General features: G+C 69.7%; 16 protein-coding genes and 1 pseudogene. 9 read left to right on the top strand and 8 right to left on the bottom strand.

Annotated features, from left to right (window positions below; all coding sequences use genetic code 11):
* The first annotated feature begins 35 nt into the window (after positions 1-35).
* Both ACIRF8_RS31640 and ACIRF8_RS31645 read left to right on the top strand, forming a co-directional pair.
* Positions 36-206, top strand: coding sequence for an IS3 family transposase (locus tag ACIRF8_RS31640; protein ID WP_404220674.1), 171 nt, complete (start codon positions 36-38; stop codon positions 204-206).
* Positions 207-886: 680 nt separating this feature from the next.
* Positions 887-1,033: pseudogene (locus ACIRF8_RS31645) on the top strand (transposase family protein); the annotation flags it as partial.
* Between the two features lie 71 nt (positions 1,034-1,104).
* Here ACIRF8_RS31645 and ACIRF8_RS31650 read toward each other — a convergent pair.
* Positions 1,105-1,440: a hypothetical protein gene (locus ACIRF8_RS31650; protein ID WP_404220399.1), complete on the bottom strand. Its 336-nt coding sequence runs from the start codon at positions 1,438-1,440 to the stop codon at positions 1,105-1,107.
* Between the two features lie 14 nt (positions 1,441-1,454).
* The gene (locus ACIRF8_RS31655; RefSeq protein ID WP_404220401.1) at positions 1,455-3,578 is read right to left on the bottom strand and encodes an ALF repeat-containing protein; all 2,124 of its coding nucleotides are present in this window, start codon (positions 3,576-3,578) and stop codon (positions 1,455-1,457) included.
* Between the two features lie 554 nt (positions 3,579-4,132).
* On the opposite strand from ACIRF8_RS31655, the gene ACIRF8_RS31660 reads away from it, so the two are divergent.
* From ACIRF8_RS31660 to ACIRF8_RS31670, 3 genes are all read left to right on the top strand, one after another.
* The gene (locus tag ACIRF8_RS31660) at positions 4,133-4,666 is read left to right on the top strand and encodes a GNAT family N-acetyltransferase (RefSeq protein ID WP_404220403.1); all 534 of its coding nucleotides are present in this window, start codon (positions 4,133-4,135) and stop codon (positions 4,664-4,666) included.
* A gap of 443 nt (positions 4,667-5,109) precedes the next feature.
* Entirely contained in the window at positions 5,110-5,415 is a 306-nt protein-coding gene (locus ACIRF8_RS31665) for a hypothetical protein (protein WP_404220691.1), read from the top strand.
* A complete protein-coding gene (locus tag ACIRF8_RS31670; protein ID WP_404220405.1) occupies positions 5,319-5,693 on the top strand; it encodes a MarR family winged helix-turn-helix transcriptional regulator in 375 nt (124 codons plus the stop codon). The genes ACIRF8_RS31665 and ACIRF8_RS31670 overlap by 97 nt, the downstream gene beginning before the upstream one ends.
* A gap of 120 nt (positions 5,694-5,813) precedes the next feature.
* Here ACIRF8_RS31670 and ACIRF8_RS31675 read toward each other — a convergent pair whose 3' ends face one another.
* Positions 5,814-6,461 carry a TetR/AcrR family transcriptional regulator gene (locus ACIRF8_RS31675; RefSeq protein WP_404220407.1) on the bottom strand — a complete coding sequence of 216 codons (648 nt, stop codon included), beginning with the start codon at positions 6,459-6,461 and terminating at the stop codon, positions 5,814-5,816.
* A gap of 213 nt (positions 6,462-6,674) precedes the next feature.
* Between ACIRF8_RS31675 and ACIRF8_RS31680 the strand changes: the two genes are divergently transcribed.
* Positions 6,675-8,135 carry an MFS transporter gene (locus ACIRF8_RS31680; RefSeq protein WP_404220409.1) on the top strand — a complete coding sequence of 487 codons (1,461 nt, stop codon included), beginning with the start codon at positions 6,675-6,677 and terminating at the stop codon, positions 8,133-8,135.
* 453 nt (positions 8,136-8,588) lie between these two features.
* Here ACIRF8_RS31680 and ACIRF8_RS31685 read toward each other — a convergent pair whose 3' ends face one another.
* From ACIRF8_RS31685 to ACIRF8_RS31700, 4 genes are all read right to left on the bottom strand, one after another.
* Positions 8,589-8,855 (bottom strand): DUF805 domain-containing protein, encoded by a 267-nt coding sequence (locus ACIRF8_RS31685; protein WP_404220676.1) that lies wholly within the window; start codon positions 8,853-8,855, stop codon positions 8,589-8,591.
* Positions 8,856-8,886: 31 nt separating this feature from the next.
* The gene (locus ACIRF8_RS31690) at positions 8,887-11,310 is read right to left on the bottom strand and encodes a glycoside hydrolase family 9 protein (RefSeq protein ID WP_404220411.1); all 2,424 of its coding nucleotides are present in this window, start codon (positions 11,308-11,310) and stop codon (positions 8,887-8,889) included.
* 180 nt (positions 11,311-11,490) lie between these two features.
* Entirely contained in the window at positions 11,491-14,082 is a 2,592-nt protein-coding gene (locus tag ACIRF8_RS31695) for a glycoside hydrolase family 9 protein (RefSeq protein ID WP_404220678.1), read from the bottom strand.
* Between the two features lie 355 nt (positions 14,083-14,437).
* Positions 14,438-15,430 (bottom strand): LacI family DNA-binding transcriptional regulator, encoded by a 993-nt coding sequence (locus ACIRF8_RS31700; RefSeq protein ID WP_404220413.1) that lies wholly within the window; start codon positions 15,428-15,430, stop codon positions 14,438-14,440.
* Positions 15,431-15,755: 325 nt separating this feature from the next.
* Here ACIRF8_RS31700 and ACIRF8_RS31705 point away from each other — a divergent pair, with 325 nt between their 5' ends.
* The 3 genes from ACIRF8_RS31705 (at position 15,756) to ACIRF8_RS31715 (ending at position 19,467) form a co-directional block, all read left to right on the top strand.
* Positions 15,756-17,465 (top strand): discoidin domain-containing protein, encoded by a 1,710-nt coding sequence (locus tag ACIRF8_RS31705; protein ID WP_404220416.1) that lies wholly within the window; start codon positions 15,756-15,758, stop codon positions 17,463-17,465.
* 101 nt (positions 17,466-17,566) lie between these two features.
* Positions 17,567-18,937, top strand: a complete 1,371-nt coding sequence (locus ACIRF8_RS31710; protein WP_404220418.1) for a DUF1996 domain-containing protein — start codon at positions 17,567-17,569, stop codon at positions 18,935-18,937.
* Complete coding sequence (locus tag ACIRF8_RS31715; RefSeq protein ID WP_404220420.1) at positions 18,913-19,467, top strand: DUF305 domain-containing protein; 555 nt, start codon at positions 18,913-18,915, stop codon at positions 19,465-19,467. Before ACIRF8_RS31710 ends, ACIRF8_RS31715 begins: the two co-directional genes overlap by 25 nt.
* A 904-nt stretch (positions 19,468-20,371) precedes the next feature.
* On the opposite strand, the gene ACIRF8_RS31720 is transcribed toward ACIRF8_RS31715, so the two are convergent.
* On the bottom strand, positions 20,372-21,226 hold the full coding sequence (locus ACIRF8_RS31720) for a hypothetical protein (RefSeq protein WP_404220422.1): 855 nt from the start codon (positions 21,224-21,226) through the stop codon (positions 20,372-20,374).

Below are 21,226 nucleotides of genomic sequence, written 5' to 3' on the forward strand. Positions count from 1 at the left end.
CCGAAGCAGTCCGCGACACCGGACCGAAGACGCAGATCAGCCGCGTTCACGCGGCTGACTGGAGTGTCTACGCGGTCAGGAAAGTCTGGCGGCGACCGCATCGTGAAGGCATACCGGTGGCCCGCTGCACCGTCGCCCGGCTGATGCGCGACCTGGGTTGCAGGCGCACGACGAGAGAAGACGATCCGCACCACCGTCCGGAATGACGTCGGTATCCCGTACGCGGCTCCGCCCTTCGGTGCCCGACGCCGACAGCCTCCGGCCCGCGGACTGTTCTCCGGCGCGATCATTCAGAGCGGTGGATGCCCCAGCCACACGGTGGGGCAGGCCGTCGCCCGAAGGAAGAAGTACGCGGCGGCCGTGGGCTGTGCTGACACGACCTGCCTGCGGACCAAGGCCGCCGGTGAAGTGCCGGCGTCCGGGGTGAGTTCGAATAACATGCACAAGAGCGCTTGGCGTGTGTTGGAGGCGAGTGCTCATCTCGCCGCCGCTCGCTGGGCTTACGGGACGATCGAAGGGATGCAGCCAGCCCTCGGTGGGCTCATGGAAACGCGAAGAGCTATTTATGCCGGAGATCTGGAATCTATATTCGGAGTTCTCCCACCGGTTTGGGCGCCACGCCCGCAAGTCTTCAAACTTCATCCACTGATGCCCCGTCTGACGCGCTCAGGTCGGGAAGTATGGGTCAGCCTGACCGGCCATCTCCTTGCCGATTTCTTGCATTACCGCGAGCGGTGGTGTGAGCTGCGCCGCGCGGTTGTCTTGGAGGTGCGGGCGCAAGAGCCGCCAGTGTCGTACCACAGGGTCGCTGCCATGCTCGGGGGCCTCGTTGGTCATCCGCCCTGCCGCATTCGACCTTCCGCATGCACTCGCGGAGTGAGTCACCATGCTGCGCGAACACACCACTCTCGCGAAGATCGCCGCTGGATTCGGGATCAGCGAGTCCACCGCCCACGCTCACACCAGCACGCTCGTCGACCTGCTCACCGACGGTGCACCGGTCCTGTTGGAAACGCTGCACGTGCGAAGGCCCGGTCCAACAGCGGAGGGGCCCTGCCCGAAGACAGGACCCCTCCCTTGGCGTGCGGTGTGCGATGTGCGGATTCAGTCGATGCTGAACCAGCAGATGTTCACGTACTCGAGCGGGTCGTCGTAGCGCTTCATCTCTTCCCGGATACGACGCAGGCTCTCCTCGCGCGAGAGAGGCCAGGGAATGACGCCCTCTCCGTCGCGCGGGCTCATGTCCCCGACCTTGACGCCACGCTCCAGCATGTCCGCGATGATGGCGAGGGCCGCATCCTGAGTGGCGGCTTCCGAACTCCCCTCACCCGCGATCGTCTCCGCGGCGTCCCAGACGGGTGTGAAGTAGACCGGCGACATCTCGGCATACCGAACCAGGTAGTCGACTTCCTTCTGGTATTCGTCACCGGTGGTCTGCATGGAAGGTCTCCTTGTCACTTCGCGTGGTACCGCTTGAACCCTAGTTCCTGGGCGAGTTGCTTGGTGAAGTCGATGGTGGCATCTCCGGCCCCGCCTGAACTGCTGAAATTCCGGTAGTTGACATTTCCACCGTCCATCTTCCACACCTCGACAGTTCCCTTGCCGGGGACCTCGGTCAGCTGGTCCGGCGGGCCGAGCTTGGTACGGATGGACTGGGCGACGCCCTTGAGTTCGTCCGGGGTGATGATCTGGACGCCGGGGCTGTCCTGGTATCCGAGGGGCTTGCCCTCCTTGAGTACGACCTCGGTGAGGTGGGCGATCTTTCCGACCCGGGTCGTCTCGATGGCCTTCTTGGCAGCCGCTACACCCTTGAGGCCCTTGATCTCACCGACGCCCGGAACGACCATCGCGGCGGACATTCCGCACTTGGTCCACGTGGGGTGTTCGTAGCAGTCCACGATGTCGTCGATGCCGAACAGGGCCCAGACGACGGCCACGGTCGTCGGGTCGGACGGGATGTTCGACGAGAGCGTGCCACCGTTCTCGACGCATCGCAGGAGTTCGTAATCGACCCCGCCCTCCCTGAAGCGCGGCACGCAGCGTGGCTTCTTCGCTGCTTCCGCTTCCTTCTTCCGCGCCGCCTCGGCCGCCTTGCGTTCCGCGACCTCTTCCTGCTTGCGCAGGTCGTAGGTCTTCTTCCACGCAGCCTTGGCATCGGCCTTGGCTTCCTTGGCGCTCTTCCCCGCGGCAAGCGCGGACGCCTCCGCCTGCGCCGCTGAGCTGTCGGCGGACGCCGCCGAGGCGTAGGCGTAGTTGGCCGACCACTGGGCCTGGGCGGCGGATTCGGTGGCCGCGGCGGCGTCGCGGTCCGCGGCGTTGGCCGCGTTGCGTGCCCTCGTCGCCGACGTGGCGGCCTTGTTCGCGCTCGTCTGCGCCTGTTCCGCGGACTTCTTGGCGGCGTCCGCGTAACCATTGGCCTCCAGCTCGGAGTCGTGTGCCCGGGTTGCGGCGTCCTTGGCCGCGTCGGCTGCTCCGTTGGCCTCGGCTGCGGCCTTGGCCGCGAGCCAGCGGTTCTTCTGCGCCGTCAGCGCGATGGCGTCCGCCTGGGCCACGAGCCCCGTGACCTGAGCGATGTGGGTCGCGGCCAGTTGGTCCTTGCGGTCGGCCATGTACTGTCCGACCGCGATGAAGTCGTGCAGTTCACCGGCCTCGCCGGCCAGGGCCGTCTTGGCCGCGGCCTCGACCTCCGGCGCCCCGTCGTTGACGAGCGTGGAGGCAATGACCTGCTCGTCGGAGTTCCGGGCTTCGTACTGGCCGTGCGCGAGGAAGGCGGCCAGGGCCTTGCCGCCACCGTCGGCGAGCGCGGCCTTGCCCGCGGTCTGCACGCTGGGCCCACCCGCGTTGACGAGCGAGGAGACCGCCACCGCCATGTCGTCCGCGCCGGCCGTGTACTGGCCTTGCGCATAGAAAGCCTCAACGGCCTGGTCGTCACCGGCCAGCGCCGTGACGGCGGCGGTGCGTACGGACTCGTACGGGCTGGTGGTGCTGAGTGTCGCAACGGCGTCGCGCACCTCGTTGTGCCCGGCTTCGTCCCACCCGGTCCGCAGGAACTCCATGACGTCCTCGTCGGAACCGGACAAGGCGTCGGCGGAAGCCTGGCGTATCCAGGGGCCGCGCGTCTTCATCGCGTCCAGCGCGAGCCGGCGCCCCTTGGCGGCCAGGGCCGGAATGTCGGCGCCGGGCGCTGCGGCCTCGGTCGCGAGGGAGCTCTGGACGTCGTCGAGCTGCTTGGCCTGTACGGCCATGCCGGCTGAGACGGAGACGTACTGCTCCGTGCTCTGCTTCTCGGACTTGGCCCGCTCGATGGCAGCATTGGTGCGGGTGGTCAGGTCCTCGGCCTCGGTCTCGCGCGCGAGGTCGAACACGTCGTGCGCGGTGGCTGCTGCCGCCGTCGCCGTGTCGGCCGCTTCCTTGGCCGCGGCCGCGTGCTTCGTGGCCTGGGCTGCCGCGTCGGCCGCCTCACCCGCGTGCTTGGCCGCTTCGTCCGCGGCGTCGCCGGCCTTGTCGGCGCCGCACGGCCGGTCGGCCACCACACGTGGTTGCCGACCGGCCAGGGGCCCCGCGACACTGTCCAGCAAGCCTTCGAATCCTTGGCGATCTCTCGGCTCGTCGCCCGACACGACGAGATGGAACGTCTGGACAGGCAAGCCGCAACCAGTTACGACGTCCGACCATTGCCCGCTGCGAGCGGCACCGTCCTCTTCGGCTCGCGCAGCCGACACCGACTGGTGGAGAGGATGCGCCTATGGCTTGTCCCCTCGATCGTCTCTGCTGGACGTATACGTTCACCGCCTTGATGAAGGCCAGTAGCCAACCGACCCCCACCGCTCCCTGCGGTGGGGGTCGAAGGCACGAGTACGTCTACGCGGCACTGTCCGCCGGAGCCAGCGGCTTCCTCAGAACCCGCCTCCTCGACCTGGTGAACTCCCCTGGTGAACTCCATGGACCCCGGACTCGTCGCTGACGCCTTCGGCAGGTACCCGCAGGCCGCCTGTTCCAGCTCGCTGACCGCGTCGACCCTGTACCTGACGGCTCCGCATACCTGACGGCTCTGCCGAAAACCACTGGCGGAGCGCCCCACAGAACGCAAGGATCAACAGCCGGTGTCCGGCATTCAGCGGAGGGAACCGACATGGTCGGTCGGGTAGCGGCGCGGCAGGTGGACGAGGAAAACCTCGAAGAACTCCTCGCGGTCGCCGTCCAGGAAGCAGCCCCCGAAGAGGTCATGCCTGCCGTGGCCGGCCCGCCAGGATGGACGACGGAACGGCAGGAAGCCTTCCGCAACTGGCATCGGGCTCGACGCCTCGGACTCGCCGGCCCGCTCCGCGAGGTCACCTTCGCGATCACCCACAACGGGGACATCGTGGGGTCAGGCCGCTTGGCTCTCCGTGACAGCCATGACGTCCTTGAGACCGGCATGTGGCTCGGCCGTTCACATCGCGGGCGCGGCATCGGCACCGCCGCTCTCCGCATCCTCCTCGACGAAGCCGCAAGGGCCGGCGCACGGGCCGTAGTCGCGGACACCAAGGCTCACAACACGGCAGCGCTTACCGCCCTGCGCCGCAATGGCGCAACGCTCATCGCAAGCCAGGACACCGACGAAATCCACGCGGATCTGATGCCGAAGAAGATCGTGCCGCCCTCATCCACCGCTGAGAACCCGTGAGATTCCGGCAGCACCTCACACGAGTTCGGCGGAACAAGTGCGCTCGGCCAACCCGTGAGAGGGATCCGCACCTTGCTTGACTTGCAGGGCACATGTCGGTTTGAGCAGGGTTGAGGCCTGGACGGGCGGGGTGGTGGAGGCGGGGAGGCGGGGGTTCGTCGTCGCAGGCTTCATGGCATGCCATGCATGGATGGCGAAGCTGAATTTTCCGAAGTGGAACGTTTCCACACCTGAAACGCCGAGCAGTGGCCCTGCCCCCAGTCCGCTTCGGAGATGCGTTCTGAGCTGGTTCATTCGGGTCGGCAGTGTGCGCCGCACGCCCGGTCGGTGTCGGTAGGGTGTGCGCTCGTCGGTGATCGGCTGTGCGCGCCGCGCGCCGTTGGGAGGGGCTGGTTGTGGGCAGGATGACGAGCATGTTCACGTTGCCCAGAATGCTGCGGCACATGGCGGCCACAGCCGACGGATTGCCGCCGGACGGGGCGGTGGACGTAGACGCACCTGATGCCGGTCTGCGGGCCGCACTGTCCGCGGCGCGGTCGGGAGCCTGGGAGCCGGCGGCGGAGTTGCTGGCGCGGACGCGCGTCGACCGGGACTGGGACCGACGAGGTCAGTACAGTGCGGGCCTCGCCGAACTCGCTCTGCACCACACCGGATGGTTCGACGAGTGGCGGCGCGTGCCGATCACGTACGTGCCCGTGCCGTCGCACTTGGCCTCACCCCCGCGCAGGCCACCGCGCTGCGGGAAATGACCGGGCCGATGACCATGCGTGAGCTCGCCGAACGCATGAGCTGCGAGCCCTCCAACGCCACCTTCGTCATCGACAAGCTCGAAAAGCTCGGCCTGGCCGAACGCCGCGCCCACCCCACCGACCGTCGCGCGAAGCACCTCGTCCTCACCCCGCAAGGCACAGCGCTTCGGGCACGGCTCCTCGAACTCCTCGCCCAGGAATCACCGTTGGCCGAACTCGACCCCGGACAGCAACGCGCGCTCCATGACCTCCTGGAACGAGCCGTCCTGCGCCGGTGAGCCAGGAGTGACCGCCCGGCGCATCCGCCCGGCGCATCCGGTCGGCAGCACGCGGCAAAAGGCCGACCCCGTGATCAGCCCAGACCGGCTACTCAAAGTGGCGGTCGGGCCGTGGCGGGGTCAGGTTCCGGCCTGGAGGCGAAGTCCTGCGAGGGTGAGGTCCAGCGCGGCGAGGAACTGGTCCCGGTCGTCGTGACCGGCGAACTCGTCGGCGATCTGCCGTACGAAGGGGAACTCCTCGGCGTCGAGGGACCGCCAGGCCTCGGCGAAGCGGTCGAGGTACTCCTCACGGCCCACCTCACCGTCGAGCAGCTCCTGGGGGATCTCCGCGCCCAGGTCGGCGGCAGTCCCGACCACGACACCCGTGATCGCCGAGACGGCGTGGAAGCGCTGGCGCGGGGTGAGGTCGAGGCGCAGGGTCTGGCGGCCGAGGCGCTCGTACAGTCGTAGCGAGTTGCCCTGGATGTCGGTGTTGCGCATGAAGTACGCGGACAGCCATGGCCGGTCCACGATCGCGTCGAACAGGGCGATGGCCATAGCGCGGAGGTCGGCGATGGGGTCGTCGCTGTCCGGCAGCTCTTCCACGACGGCCAGGACCCCGCTGATCGCATGGTCGGTGGCGCGGTCGAGGAGCTCGTCCTTGTTGTGTACGTACCAGTAGATCGTGCCGACGCCCGTGCCGAGTCGGGCGGCGAGGGTGCGGAAGGTCAACGCGGTCCCGCCGGCTTCGTCGAGCACGGCCACGGCCGCGTCCAGAACGGCCTCCATCGAGTGCGAGGCACGGCGGCGCCCCCGAGGAGGCCTGTCGGCGGCGGAGGCTGCGCGGGCGGGGGGCGGTGTCATGGGATCCATCCAAACACAACTTGCCTCACTATCGAACTCAGTTCTATGGTGGAACAGCGTTCGAATCTCGAACGTTGTTCCATGAGCGAACGCTGTTCCATACTCGACGGCGTTCCGCGTTCAGAAAGGAGGCCGGTCATGACTGCCACCACCGACACCGGGCCCGTTTCCACCCGTACCTACGGATCGCTGCGGGCGGCGTGGATCCCGCTGGCCGCACTCTGCCTGGCCTTCTTCGTCGAGATGGTCGACAACACGCTGCTGTCCATCGCACTGCCCACCATCGGCCGCGATCTCGGCAGCGGCACGACCACCCTGCAGTGGGTCACCAGTGCCTACTCGCTGACCTTCGGCGGCCTGCTGCTCACCGCCGGTTCCATGGCCGACCGCCTCGGACGCCGACGCGTGCTCCTTGTCGGCCTCGCCGTCTTCGGGCTGCTGAGCCTGGCCGTCATCGCCGTCGACTCCACCGGGCAGCTCATCGCCCTGCGAGCCGGACTCGGCATCGCCGCCGCGGCCATGGCACCCATCACCAACTCGCTCGTCTTCCGTCTCTTCGACGACCAGGCACTGCGGATGCGCGCGATGACCCTGATGATCGTCGTCGGCATGTCCGGATTCATCCTCGGTCCGCTGCTCGGCGGCACCGCACTCGCCCACGTGAGCTGGCAGTGGCTGCTGCTGATCAATGCGCCGATCGCACTGATCGCGGCCGTCGGCGTGCGCCTCGGCGTCGCGCCCGACCGGCGCCAGGACCTCACCGACGACAAGCTCGATCTGCCGGGCGCCGTCCTGAGCGTGCTCGCCATCGGCCTGGCCTGTTATGCGCTGACCAGCGGCGTCGAACACGGCTGGCTCTCGGCCACCACCCTCGCCTCGGTCCTGGGCGCCGTCGCCGCGGGCAGCGCGTTCGTGTGGCACGAGCGCCGCAGCAAAACCCCCATGCTGGATTTGAAGATCTTCTCGAACGGCACCGTGCGCGGCGCCGCCCTCGCCCAGATCGGCACGTCCGTGGCGATGGCCGGCGTGATGTTCGGGCTGATCCTCCACTTCCAGTACGCCTACGGGTGGAGCCCGGTGCGGGCCGGCCTGGCGAACCTGCCGCTCATCGTGACCATGCTCGCGGCGACTCCGCTCTCGGAAGGACTGGCCAAAAGGTTCGGTCACCGCATCGCCTGCCTGGTCGGCGCGGGCTGCCTGACCATGGCGCTGGCCGGGCTCGCCTGGGGCGTCGACCACGGATACGCGGCCATCGCGGCCTGCATGGTCGTGATGACGATCGGGCTGCGCACCGTCATGACCATCTGCGCCATCGCCCTGGTCGAGGCGATGCCGGCCAACCGCACCTCGATCGGCACCGCGCTCAACGACACCGCCCAAGAGGTCGGCACCAGCCTCGGCACCGCCGTCGTCGGCACCCTGATCGCCGCGCTGGTCACCACCCAGTTGCCCGCGGGCGTCTGGAACAGCGGCCTCGTGCGGTCCTTCTTCCACGGTGAGCGCATCACCTACGCCGTACTCGCGGTGATCGTCGGCCTGATCGCCACCGGCGGCGCGCTCACCCTCACCCACTCGCACTCCACCGAGGAGCCGGTTTGACGGCCGGACCCCGAAGCGACCGCTGAACGACAAGGGGCGAACCCGGCTGTCCCAGGCCGGGCCCGCCCCTTGTCCCGCTGCTGTCCCAGCCGGGATGTGACATCTGCACCGGCCCGGGGCTGACAGGGAGTGCGGCGGACATCGAACAGACGGGTGTGCTCTCGCGCTCCCGCCCCACGAGCGATGACCAGAGGGAAGCACCTCACCGGATGCGGCAGGCCCTCGCCCGGCGAAACACCAGAAACACCAGAAACACCAGCAGGCGGGACGAGAAGCGCGCAGTCCCATGACCCGGGGGTCGTACAACCGCGGGTGCTGGACCCGGAGGCCGCGTACTCACCTCGCGACAGGGAGGTGGGTGAAGCACACCCAGGATGCCGCCAGGCTCGCCGACCGGATCGCCGCGCGTCGGGAAGCCCGGGAAAGTGTCACCAGTTGATGGCAGCAGCGGCTTCAGCTTCCCGCTGGGGGCGGTGCAGTCCATGTCGCGTGGAGGCCGGGATAGGTGTTGATCCCGGGCTTGCTTTCCTCGGCGACAAGGACGATCAGAGCGATCCCCGCCACGGGCACCAGCATGAGCAGCATGAACCAACCGCTGAGACCTGCATCATGAAGACGCCGGACGCCGACTGCAACCGTGGGAATCGCAACCGCCAGGGCGTAACGAAGCAGTACAAGAGCTGATCCCGCCGGTCCTGCTGATCTCTTCTTGACGTGCAGCTTTGCCGTCCTCCTTCCACGGCGTTCTTGCTCAGGTGCAGGGTTTCCCGTCGAGGGTGAAGTCCGTCGGGGATGCTGCCGGGGCGCCGGATGCCTGGAAGCCGAAGGTTGCCGAGGCGCCGGGTGGAAGGGTCGCGTTGTGGGAGGCGGGCAGGGCGGTGACCGCGGGGCCGTTCTGGGTGGTGGCGGCGTTCCACGTGCCGGTGATCTTTTCGGCGCCCTTGAAGGTGAAGGCCAGCTTCCAGCCGTTCAGGGTGGTGGCGGCGGTGTTGCGTACCGTGACGTCGGCGGTGAAGCCGGTGGACCACACCTCGCCCGGTTTGTAGGTCACCGCGCACGGTCCGGAGGGGGTGGGGTCAGGGGAGGGCTCGGGGGTGGTCGGGGTCGGGTCCGGAGTGGGGGTGGTGCCGTCGGGGGTGGCACCCCATTGTTTTTGCGCGCCGTCCAGCAGGACGATGCGGGGTGCGTCCACCGGGGTGGTGCCCGGGGTCGTCGCGGCCGAGGGGTACGACCAGTCGTTCGCCGGGTCCCACGCGCCGGACGAGGCGATGCGGAACTGTACTTCCTTACGGTAGGCGGACTGTCCCGCCGGGGCGATCGTCGTGTTCGAGCAGTCCACGCTCACGTAGTAGACGTCGTCCTTGTACTGCGTGGGTCCGGTGACCTTGCCGCACTGGTTGTAGTTGGTGGTGAGGCTGATGCGGTCGGGTGTGACGCCGGACTCCAGAGTGAAGTAGTAGCGCAGCGAGGCGTTGTTCAGGGGCCGCGCGGGCCACGCGGACTTGTTGACGAGGTACGCCTTGATCTCGGTGAAGCCGGGGCCGGTGGCGTTCACGGACGCCTGGACGGAGATCTCGGGGCCGTCGGGCTGCTCCGTCTTCGGGAAGCCGGTCAGCGGGGCGCCGCCGTACTCGGCGTACAGGCGGGCGAGCGCGCCGGTGAAGGCGGCGTTGTAGTCGGTGGCGACCTCGTTGTTGACGTAGTTGGAGCGGTCGTCGGTGTAGGTGTCGTCGGGGGCGCTGGGTCCGCCGACCAGGGCGCCGTACAGGGTGTGCCGGCTCTCGACCGGGTTGTTCATCTGGTCGGTCCACGAGCCGTGGGCGGTGCGGTGGTGGGGTTTGGTGGGCGGGTTGGCGCCGAAGCCGACGACGTAGCTGGACTTGCGGGGGTTGTCGCCGAGCGCGTAGTCGATCTGCCGGACGGCGAAGTCGTGGTAGCGCGTCTTGCGCGTGGCGTCGCCCGTCAGCCAGTCGGAGTACTGGAGGGCCGCGAAGGCGGTGTTCGCCGCGTAGCGCAGGGAGCCCCAGCTATCGAGGACGGCCTGGCCGCCGGGCGAGTAGCGCACGCGCTGGCCGTTGACGCCGACCGTCCACCAGTCCAGCCAGCGGTTGGCGTCGTCCATGTACTTCTGCTTGCCGGTGAGTTGGGCCAGCAGGACGTACGCCCCGTACGAGGTGTCGTCCCAGGACAGCGTCCAGCGGTAGGAGCGGGTGCTGCTCTGCGGTTCGGTGGAGAGGGTGTCGTAGGCGGTCTCGGCCTTGGCCAGGTAGGCGGCGTCGCCGGTGGCTTTGTAGAGCCAGATCGCGCCCCAGACCAGCTCGTCGTTGTAGCCGCTCCATGAGTTGTAGTACGACTTCGCGTCGGTGATGCAGTCGCTGTACTTGCCGCGGTAGGTGTCGGCGAAGGAGTAGAGCTGTTTGGCGTGTGTCACGAGCTTCGCCGCGTAGGCGGGGTCGCTGTCGGCGAAGACCATCGACGAGGAGGCCAGCGCGGCGGCGGTCTGCCCGGCGAGGTCCGAGCCCGGGCAGGACGCGTCGATCTTGTACGCGGGCCGGGCCATGGGCAGCACCTCGGCGGGCCCCCACCATTTGTGGTCGTCCGCGCCGTTGCCGACCTGTCCGTACAGGACGTTCGGTGCGGGGTGCGCCTTGAGGAAGTAGTCGTTGACGTGGCGCAAGTTGTTCTTGAGGTACGGGAGTTGGCCGGACGTGGTGTAGGCCGCCTTCTCCGTCACGCCGCCCCACGCGAGCATGGTCGCCGAGAACGCCATCGGGAGGCCGAACTTGACGTGGTCACCCGCGTCGTACCAGCCGCCGGTCAGGTCGAGGCCGGCGTCCTTGCCGTCGTTCAGGGCGGAGTCGCCGCGCCAGGTGACCCGGTTGGTGTCGGGGAGGGCGCCGGACTGCTGCGCCTCGTAGAAGAGGATCGACTTCTGCAGGGCCTCGCCGTAGTTGAACGCGGGTGCGGCGGCGGCGTGCGGGGCCAGGGGGGACAGCAGGGCGGCGCCGAGTGCGGCGGCGCCGGTGAGAGCGAGCGTGCGGACCGGGCGCCCGGTGGTGGCGCGTGCGGGTGTGTCCGGTCGTGGCGGGCGGTCGGTGCGCCGGCCCGGCAGGCGCATGCTTCTTCGGCCGCTGTGCGGGTCCTTGCCGGGGGCCGGGCGGGTGGGGGTGCGCATGGCGTGTTCCCTTCCGTTCGTCGGGCCGGGCGAACTGTCGCGGCGTCCGGCCGGGGCGGTGGGGGCGGGTGCGGGCCTGTCCGCCCGGCTGCTCGCCGGGCGGACAGGGCAGGGGCGGGCCGGTGCGGGGCGGTCGGGCCGGCGCGGTGCCCCGGGCGAGCGCGCCGGAGGTGCAGGTGGTCAGCGCGGAGGGATCGTGGTGCAGGGTTTGCCGTTCAGGCGGAAGACGCGGGGGTCGGTGACGGGTCCGGTGGACTGTCCGTTGAAGCCGAAGCGGACGGTGGCGCCGGGCGCCAAGGTCGTGTTCCAGCTCAGGGCCTTCGCGGTGACCCGCGGACCGGTCTGCTCGACGTCCGCTCCCCAGGGGTCGGCCACCTTCTGCCGGTCGGCGAACGTCCAGTCGAGCGTCCAGGGCTTGACCGTGGCCGTCCCGGTGTTCTTCACCACGGCCTGGGTGGTGAAGCCGCCGCCCCAGCGCACCGAGGTGTAGGTGACCTCGCAGGCCGGATCGGCGGCGCGGGCGCCGCCGAGGTCGTCGACGTAGGACGCCGCCCAGGCGAGCGGGGCGTTCCAGTTGATGGTGACCTCGTTGGTGGACCAGGACTCGATGTCGTCGAGGTAGCACATCGCGGGCGCGCAGCCCTTGAGTTTGGCCTGGGCGACGGGGTCCTCGATGCCGGCATTCGGTCCGCCGGCCAGCGAGCCGGGGGCGGGGTTCGGCAGCGCCGGGTCGAGTTGGTGGGCCCAGAAGCGGTGGTGCTGGTTGTGCGAGTCGCGTTCACCGTAGCCGGTGACGTAGGACTGGTTGAGGGGGTTGCGGCCCAGCAGGTAGTCGAGGCCGCGCAGGACGGCGTTTCGGTAGACGGTCCTACCGGTGAGGTCGTGTGCCGTGCCCAGGACGACCATGTTGTTGGCGACCTGGCTGTTGGAACCCCATGTGTAGTGTCCGCCGTCGGGGGCGTAGGGCACGCCGTAGGCGGCCTTCGCCGAGTCGGCCGCGTATCCGTCGGCCGCGCCCGTCACCATGGCGCGCACGGCGGTGAGTTCGGCGGCGGTGAGCTTGCTCGGCACGGTCGCGAGGTCCAGGGCGCCCAGTCCGGCGGTACTCCCCCAGGACAAGCCTGCGCGCGGGAAGACCGCGTCGGTGACGCCCTGCAGGGGTGAGCGCAGGACTTCCTGCCGGTAGCCGTCCTCTCCGGTGGTGAGGAACAGTTCGGCGGCGGCCCAGTAGAACTCGTCGCGCACGTCGTCGTCGGCGTACGTGCCGCCGCCGGTGCCGTCGGCCGGGTCGGCCAGGACGGCGGGGTGGGCCTTGGCCGCGGCCCACGCGGTCCGGGCGGCCGTGCGGCAGCGGTCGGCGAACGCCGTGTCGTAGACCTGGAACAGCCGGGCGCACTGGGCGGCGGTGGCCGCCAGGTTGAGGGTGGCCGCGGTGGTCGGCGGGTGCAGCTCGCGCGGTTGCGGGTCGCGGTCGGGGCGGGTGGGCAGTCCCGTCCACGCCTTGTCGTGCAGCTTGTGGTGCGCCATCCCGGCCAGCGGCTGCCCGGCGGGCACCTGCATCCGCATGAGGAAGTCCAGCTCCCAGCGAGCCTCGTCGAGGATGTCGGGGGTGGCGTTGCCGTGTTCGGGCACGCGCAGCCGGCCGTCGCCGAGCGGGCTCGCGTCGGCGTTCTCCTCGTACAGGGTCCGCTCGAAGGAGGACATCAACTGGGCGGCGGATATCCCGCCGTTGACGACGTACTTGCCGTGGTCGCCGGCGTCGTACCAGCCGCCCGCCGCGTCCAGGCGGTAGTCGCACACGCCCGGTTGGCAGGGGACGTCGTTGTCGCCCTGGTTGGGACCGGCGTTGACGTGGCCCGCGGGGCGCGCGTACTTCTCGCCGACCAGGTCGGCGTCGATCTCGATGCCGCTGCGGTTGTGGTAGAAGTACGCGAGCGCGTCCGTGCGCAGCGAGCCGTACAGGTCGTCGCCGATGGCGAAGGGTTCGCTGCGCTGTCCGGCGACCGTGACGGTGTAGCCCGTGCCCGGTGCGGTCACCGCGCCGAAGTCGAAGGTGTGGGTGCGCTGTCCGGAGGAGGCGTCCAGGCCCGCGGGGACGGTGGTGCCGCCGGCCACGCGCGTGCCGTCCGCCGCGTTCAGTGTCCAGGGCTGCGGCTCGGTCGCGTCGGTGACGAAGGTGCCGCTCTTGGGGCCGTTCGTGAGGTAGCCGACCTGGTTGACACGCACGGGTGAGCCGGTGTCCGGCTCGTAGGGCGGCGGCGGGGTCCCGCCGGCCAGGGAGACGTCGTCGAGGCAGAACGTGAGGGCCTGGGCGTTGCCGCCGATCTGGAAGGCGACTTGCGCGGCGTCGTGGTCGGCGCCCGCGGTGAAGGTCTGGGTGACGCGCTCGGGGGTTTCGGTGACGTGCTGGACGGTGCCGAGTTCGGTGGTCCACGGGTCCGTCGCCATCTGCACGTTGGTGCGGATGGTGGTCGGCACGGTGGACGTCGCCGTGTAGGCGAGCACGTAGGTCTCGCCGGCGGTGAGGGCGAGGTCGTTCTGGCCGATGATGGCGTCCCATGCGTTGGCGGTGCCGGCGGGGACGTCGGCGCACAGGCGGCCGTCGACGACGGCGGCGGGGCTGTTGGCGGTGGACCACCAGGGCGCGGTGCCGGCGGAGAAGTCGCCGTTGACGACGAGTTCGGGGACGTCGGCGGCGGGCGGCGGGTCCGCGGGCACGCCCGCCGCGGCGGGTGACACCGACGCGGCGGCCAGGACGCAGGCGGTGGTCATGCCGCCCAGGAACGCCCCGACGCGTCCGGAGCGGGCCGTGCGGCGCGGTCTCGGCGCGTGCGGGGGGCGGGTGGGATCGGGGGACGGGTGTCGCGGCACGCTGAAGTCCTTCGGACGGAGGGAGAGTGCTCGGAAACGTGGGACGCGTGGCGAACGGAGTGCTTCGTGCGACATGGGAGCGCTCCCAATTTCGGGGTCGGACGGCATGCCGTCAAGGTGTCGCACGGATTTCGGGCAAGACGCGGGAGCGCGGACGCACGTCGCCCGCGACCACCTCGTCGGCAGTCTCGGCCCGTACAGCAAACGTCTGAGAGCCCTGGCGCACCGGGATGCCGCATGCCGAACGCTCCTGCGTTCAGCTTGACTCGCGGATTACGAGTTCGTTCGGCATGATCACCGGCTTCCTGGGGCCGCCCTCGATGAGCGCAAGCAGCAGGCGCACCGTCGCGGTGGCCTGGTCCGCCATGGAACTGCGCACCGAGGTGAGCGCGGGAGTGGTGTAGGCGGCGGCCTCGATGTCGTCGAACCCGACCACGGCCACGTCGTCGGGGACCCGGCGGCCCGCCTGGTGCAGGGTGCGCAACGCCCCGATGGCCATGAGGTCGTTGGCCGCGAACACCGCGTCGACGTCCGGGTCGTCCTCCAGGAGCTGCCGCATGGCCTCCGCGCCCGACACCCGCGTGAAGTCGCCCAGCGCGACGATCGAGCGGCGGCCGGTGTCCCGCAGGGTCGCGCGGTACCCCTCGAGCCGTTCGCGGGACTCGTACAGGTCCAGGGGTCCGGTGATCGTGGCGATCCGGCGTCTGCCCCGCTCAAGGAGGTGCCGTACGGCCAGTTCCGCGCCGCCCGCGTTGTCCAGTGCCACGTACGGGACGTCCGTCGCGGCGGTGCGGTTGAAGGACGCGACGGGCAGGCCCATGCGGGCGAGCACGGCCGGCAGGGGGTCCGCGCCGTGCAGGGCGACGAGCATCACGCCGTCCACGTGGCCCCCCGCCACGTAGCGCTCCACCCGGGTCCGGCTCTCGTCGGACTCGGCCAGGATCAGCACCACGCGTCTGCCGACGGCCTCCAACTCCCGGCTGACGGTACGCACCACGGTGGAGAACAGCGGGTCGTCGGAGACCACGCCCTTGGGCGGGTCGGAGACGACCACGGCCACGGCGTCCGTGCGGCGGGTGACCAGGTTGCGCGCGGCGGCGTTCGGCACGTAGCCGAGTTCCCGCACCGCCTGCATGACGACGTCCCGGATCTCCGGCGCGACGGTGGTCTCTCCGTTGACGACCCGCGAGACGCTCGACTTGGACACGCCTGCCCGGGCGGCGACCACCGCGAGCGTGGGTCGTTTCATCGCCTTCCGATCACCGGTGCCCGGTCGTCGAGTCCAGGGAGCGTTTCCCTCCTCAGGATGACCTTGGCCCGATCCGCCTGTCAACGGCCTCTGCCATGCGTCTGGTTGCCGTTTCCTCGCCTCAACTGGCCGCTCTCCGGCGCTGGTCGGCAGTGTCGCGCGCACCGCCGCAGTGGATCTCAGGAACCGTTCCCTGGCGCGCAGCACATGCGTCGGGGGTATTGCGGGCCTGTTGCGGAAAGCCTTGACAGGTCACTGACACCGGCCCATTCTCACCCCCCAGGGAGCGCTCCCTCACCCTTCCCCCCTCAATGAGGAGTCGCCCGTGCATCCCCTGCTCCGCCGGTTCGCCTTACCCGCCCTGGTCGCGGCCGTCCTGCTCACCCTCGTCAGCCTGCCCGCGCCCCGCGCCCACGCCGCCGAGACCCTGCTGTCGCAGGGCCGGCCCGTCGTCGCGTCGAGCACCGAGGACCCGTTCACCGCGCCCGGAGCCGTCGACGGCAACCCGGCGACCCGCTGGTCCAGCACCTTCTCCGACCCGCAGTGGATCAGGGTCGACCTCGGGGCCCCGGCCCAGATCAGCCGTGTCACCCTCCAGTGGGAGGCCGCCTACGGGAAAACCTTCCGTATCCAGGTGTCGGACGACGCCGAGACCTGGTCCACCGTCCACGAGACGGCGAACGGCACCGGCGGCACCCAGAACCTGACCCTCACGGCCACCGGCCGCTACGTCCGCATGTATGGCACCCAGCGCGCCACCCAATACGGTTTCTCTCTCTGGGAGTTCCAGGTGTACGGCACAACCGGCACCGGCGGGGACACCCTGCTGTCGTACGGGAAGACCGGCGCGGCCTCCTCGTCGCAGACCGACGGCAACTGCTGGGAGTGCACACCGGCCCGGGCCTTCGACCGCGACCCGGCCTCCCGGTGGGCGACCAGTCCCACCACCGGCTGGACCGATCCCGGCTGGATCTCCGTCGACCTGGGCGCGACCGCGCAGATCACCAAGGTCGTCCTGCAATGGGACCCCGCCTACGCCAAGTCCTTCCAGATCCAGGTCTCGCCCAACGGCACCGATTGGACGCCGGTCTACTCGACCACGTCCGGCACCGGCTTCAAACAGACCCTGACCGTCTCCGGCACAGGGCGCTACGTCCGCATGTACGGCACCGAACGCGCCACCCCCTACGGCTACTCCCTCTGGGAGTTCCAGGTGTACGGCACCGGAGGCGCCCCCGTCCCGGCGCCGCCGCTGCCGCCGGACCCGGCGCAGCCGCCGCGGCTGGTGTGGAGCGACGACTTCGACGGAGCCGCAGGCGGCAAGCCCGACCCGGCGAAGTGGCGCGCCGACCCCGGCACCGGCCAGAACGGCGAGTTGCAGTACTACACCGACCACCAGAACGCGGCGCTCGACGGCGGCGGCCACCTCGTCATGGAGGCCCGCAAGGAAGCCAGCCCCGGCCGGGCCTGCCCGCCCGACCCGCTGACCGGCAGCACCACCTGCCAGTACACCTCGGCCCGCATGAACACCGGCGCCACCTTCCAGTTCACCTACGGACGCGTCGAGGCCCGTATCAAGGTGCCCAAGGGCAACGGGCTGTGGCCCGCCTTCTGGATGATGGGCGGCGACTTCCTCACCGGCCGTCCGTGGCCGTACAACGGCGAGGTCGACATCATGGAGATTCTCGGCAAGGACGTGAAAACCGCCTACTCGACCGTGCACGCCCCCGCCTACAACGGGGGCAACGGGATCGGCTCGCCGTACCGGCTGCCCTCGGGCGCCGACTTCTCGGACGACTTCCACACCTGGGCCGCCGACTGGAACAGCAAGGGCATCGTCTTCAGCCTCGACGGACGCACCGTGTTCACCCTGGACAAGGACCAGGTGGAGCGCACGCGCGGACCCTGGATCTTCGACCACCCGCACTACATGATCCTCAACCTCGCGGTCGGCGGCGACTGGCCCGGCCCGACCGACGCGTCGACGCCGTTCCCGTCCCGGCTGCTCGTCGACTACGTGCGCGTCTACCAGTGACACAGCCGGCACCGGCCCCCTTGGCAGGTCCGGCCCGGACACCTCGGTTCCGGGCCGGACCGCAGCCGCACCACGCCCCACCCCGCCGATGAGGAAGTGACATGCACAGACATCCCTTACACCTCCATCCCCTATTGATCGGTGCCCTGGCGATCGCCCTGGCCGCCGCCCTCGGCATCACCCTCGGCGCCCCCGCGGCGCGGGCCGCCACCGTCACCGTCCAGACCGAGTCCTACGCGGCACAGTCCGGCGTCACCCTGGAGACGACCGCCGACACGGGCGGCGGGCAGAACGCCGCCTACCTCACCGACGGCGACTGGATGCGCTTCGACCAGGTCGACCTCGGGCCCGCCGGCCGCCTGACGGTGTCGGCGCGCATCGCCGCCGCCACGGGCAGCGGGACCGTCGAACTGCGCACCGGCTCCCTGACCGGCCCCCTGCTCGCCGTGATCCAGACCGGCCCCACCGGGGGCTGGCAGACCTGGGCGACGCGCAGCGCCGACGTCACCACCCACCCGACCGGCACCCAGAGCGTGTTCGCGGTGCTGCGCAGCACCGCACCCGGCGACTTCGTCAACATCAACTGGTTCTCGTTCGTCAGCGGTGGCGACGAGCCGGCACCGGGCTGGGTCGACATCGACCAGACCAAGTGGCAGGCCCAGTTGACCCAGTTCCGGGCGATGACCCCGGCGCCGGTGCCCGCCAACGCCGTGCGCGTCCCCGAGTTCAACGCCACCTGCACCTACAGCCACTCCAAGCCGGACGACCCGATCGTCGCCCCGGGCCTGCCCGGCGCCTCCCACATGCACAGCTTCTTCGGCAACAAGAGCACCGACGCGTTCACCACCACCCAGAGCCTGCTGGGCAACACGGGCACGACCTGCACACCCGCCAAGGACCTCTCGGCGTACTGGATCCCCACGCTCTACGAGCGCGGCAAGGCGGTCGAACCCGACGGGATGATCGTCTACTACGGGTCGCGGCTGCCCGACCCCACGGCGACCGTGCCCTTCCCGCAAGGCTTCCGCATGATCGCGGGCAACGCCAAGCTGCAGCAGGCCACCCCGGCCGGCTCGCCCAACCAGTTCTGGTGCGCCGGAGCAGGCGGCGAGACCGGCCGCAGCGCCGACGGCAACTGGCCGCTGTGCGCGCCCACCGCCAAGCTGGTGTACCAGTTGGTCTTCCCGGACTGCTGGGACGGCAAGCACCTCGACAGCCCGGACCACAAGTCACACGTCGCCTTCACCTACGACGGCAAGTGCAGCGGCGCCTACCCGGTCGCCATCCCCTCGGTGTCGTTCGTCATCAGCTACCCGACCAGCGGCAGCGCCGACGGATTCAGCCTCGCGTCGGGCATGGCCTCGTCCATCCACGGCGACTTCTTCAACGCCTGGGACAACCCGGCCCTCGGGCAGCGCGTGAAGGACTGCATCGTACAGAGCGCCAAGTGCAACTCCGCCGGAACGTTCTGACCCGGCGGACGGCGGCCGCCCTGCTCCTCGGCCTGACGGTCGCCGGCTGCACCTCGCAGCCGGCGGCCGACAGGCCCGCGCCCGCCGCCTTCAACGACACCGACACGGCATGGATCCAGTTGCTGATCCCCATGGATGAACGGGCCTCGCAGCTCATCGACCTGGCGCCCGCCCGCACCGGTCACCCGGCCCTGACCGGCTGGACCGAGGAGGCGGGAAGGAGAGTGAAGGACGAACTCGTCGATCTGCGCGAGCTGTTGGAAGCTTCGGGAGTTCCCGACACCCGTCCCCACGAAGGGCACAACATGCCGGGCATGGTCTCGCTCGACACGGTGCGCAGGGCGAGGACGGTGACGGGGGAAAGCTTCGACCGCCTCCTCACCGAGAGTCTGCGGGCCCATCTGGTCCAGGTCCGCATGCTGTGCGCGAGCGAACGCAACGCTGGAGGCGCCCAGCGGGCGAAGGACCTCGCCACCATCATCGAAAGGAGCGCGGCTCAGCAGATCACCCGGCTCGACGCCCTGAGGTGACGGCCGCCGGTGCCGGCCGTCACCGTCAGGGAGGAAGTAGTCCCGTCCGACGCCGTCCCGCACGGACAGGAAGAACCCTTCGAGCAGAGCCTGTACGACCTCGGCGTCGGCCTGATCTCCTACAGCTCCCCTGCACGCAGCCCTCCTCGTCGGCGCTCTCGTCTCCGTCGATCCGGCCTCAGCCCCGGCTCCCGCCCCTGACACTGATATGAGCCACCTGGGCTCGGCCCGCCACGGCATAACCCCGGACACCGGCTGATGGGGCGAGACCATCCGGCGTACCCGCCGCGGCGATGCGGTCGCCGATCTCCACCCGCCCGGCAACGCACACCACCACCAGACTCTTGAGCAACTGGTCCTGGGTGCCGAGGACTTGGCCCCTCTCCATCGTCGCCGCCTACCTCGGTACACCGGCCCGTCGGCGGACGGCTCAGCGCGCAAACGTCTGTCCCGGTGCGCATCCTGCGCGACAGCGGCGTCAACTGGCAGCGGCCATCGGGCGGAGAGAACCTGCTGTCGTCGCGGCGTGAGGACCTCGACACCCGCCACCCCGGCCTGCTCGACGCCATCCTCGAAGGGACCCGGCTCGACGCCGAGTCCGACGGGGTCGCCCGGCCCACATCACCGTGCCCATGGAGACCGGGCGGGCTGCCGCCGCCCGCTCACCTTCCTCCGCACGGTCGAGCGTCTGCACCGTAAAAGCACCTCCGACGTGGCCGTCGCTCATGTCGGGAGTCTTATGACGCGACAGGCTGCCAGTGCGGAGGCCCCTGCGGGCCGCTACTTCTGGTGCCGGGACGGGCTCTCGCGTGGAACACCCGTCCCACCAACCGCTGGCGACCCTGGTCGCACGGGCGCGCACGCCGCGCCCGGCGCAGTACCTGTACGCGCCGGTTCGCTCAGTTCAGTGGAACCGGGTGGTGTAGAGGCGGGCCCGGTAGATCTGCGCGCCTGGCCGGCTGCGGTCGCCGCCCGTGGAGAAGTGCACGCTCCGGCCGCCCCACTCGGAGTCGTCCACGTTGGGGTCGGTCGTCCACATGGCCTGCCCTGAGGAGTGGCGGACATAGGACTTGGGGTAGGCAAGTGAGGCGATGGTGGTGACCTTCCGGGTCGCCTTGTCGAGCGCGTAGACGTGGTGACTGTCGCAGACCAGGAGCGTGCCCGGTCGTGCGTAGTCGGGCTGGATGTCGTGGCCGTTACCGGCGATGGTGATGTCGGGGCCGGCCTTCTCCAGTCGTGCCGCCCGCATCGTCGCCTTGACGCGGTAGGTGCGGACGACGGTGCCTCCGGTGACCCAGAGCAGGTTGCTCTGGTCGTCCCACAGAACAGCGTGCGCCTTGGTGAACTCCAGGGTCTGCACTTCCTTGAGAGTGGCCAGGTCGCTGCTGGAGGGACCGAACACGTGCAGCCGGTCCCGCGATCCGGCGACGACGACCGTGCCGGCGTCCGGGACACGCTCGATGGAGTGCGGATAGCTGGTGATTCGTGTCGACCACAACAGGTCGGCTCGGGTGAGATGGGCGTCGCTGGTGACGTTGACGATGCCGGCCCGCCCCTCCCCCGGGCTGCCGAACGTCATCAGGGCGATGGCTCCGTACCGGCGGGTGTCGCGGAACCGGATCTCGAAGGGGTGGTCCCAGCCCGGCGCGTTCCCCGTGCTGAAACTCCATTTCACGTTGGCGTCGGTGAACTGCGCGGTCCGGTCGAAGACCAGGATCTGGCCCTTGTTCTGCTCGGTGATGGCCACCTTGTAGCTCAC

The sequence above is a fragment of the Streptomyces sp. NPDC102406 genome, assembly GCF_044765725.1.
In the GTDB taxonomy this organism is placed as follows: domain Bacteria; phylum Actinomycetota; class Actinomycetes; order Streptomycetales; family Streptomycetaceae; genus Streptomyces.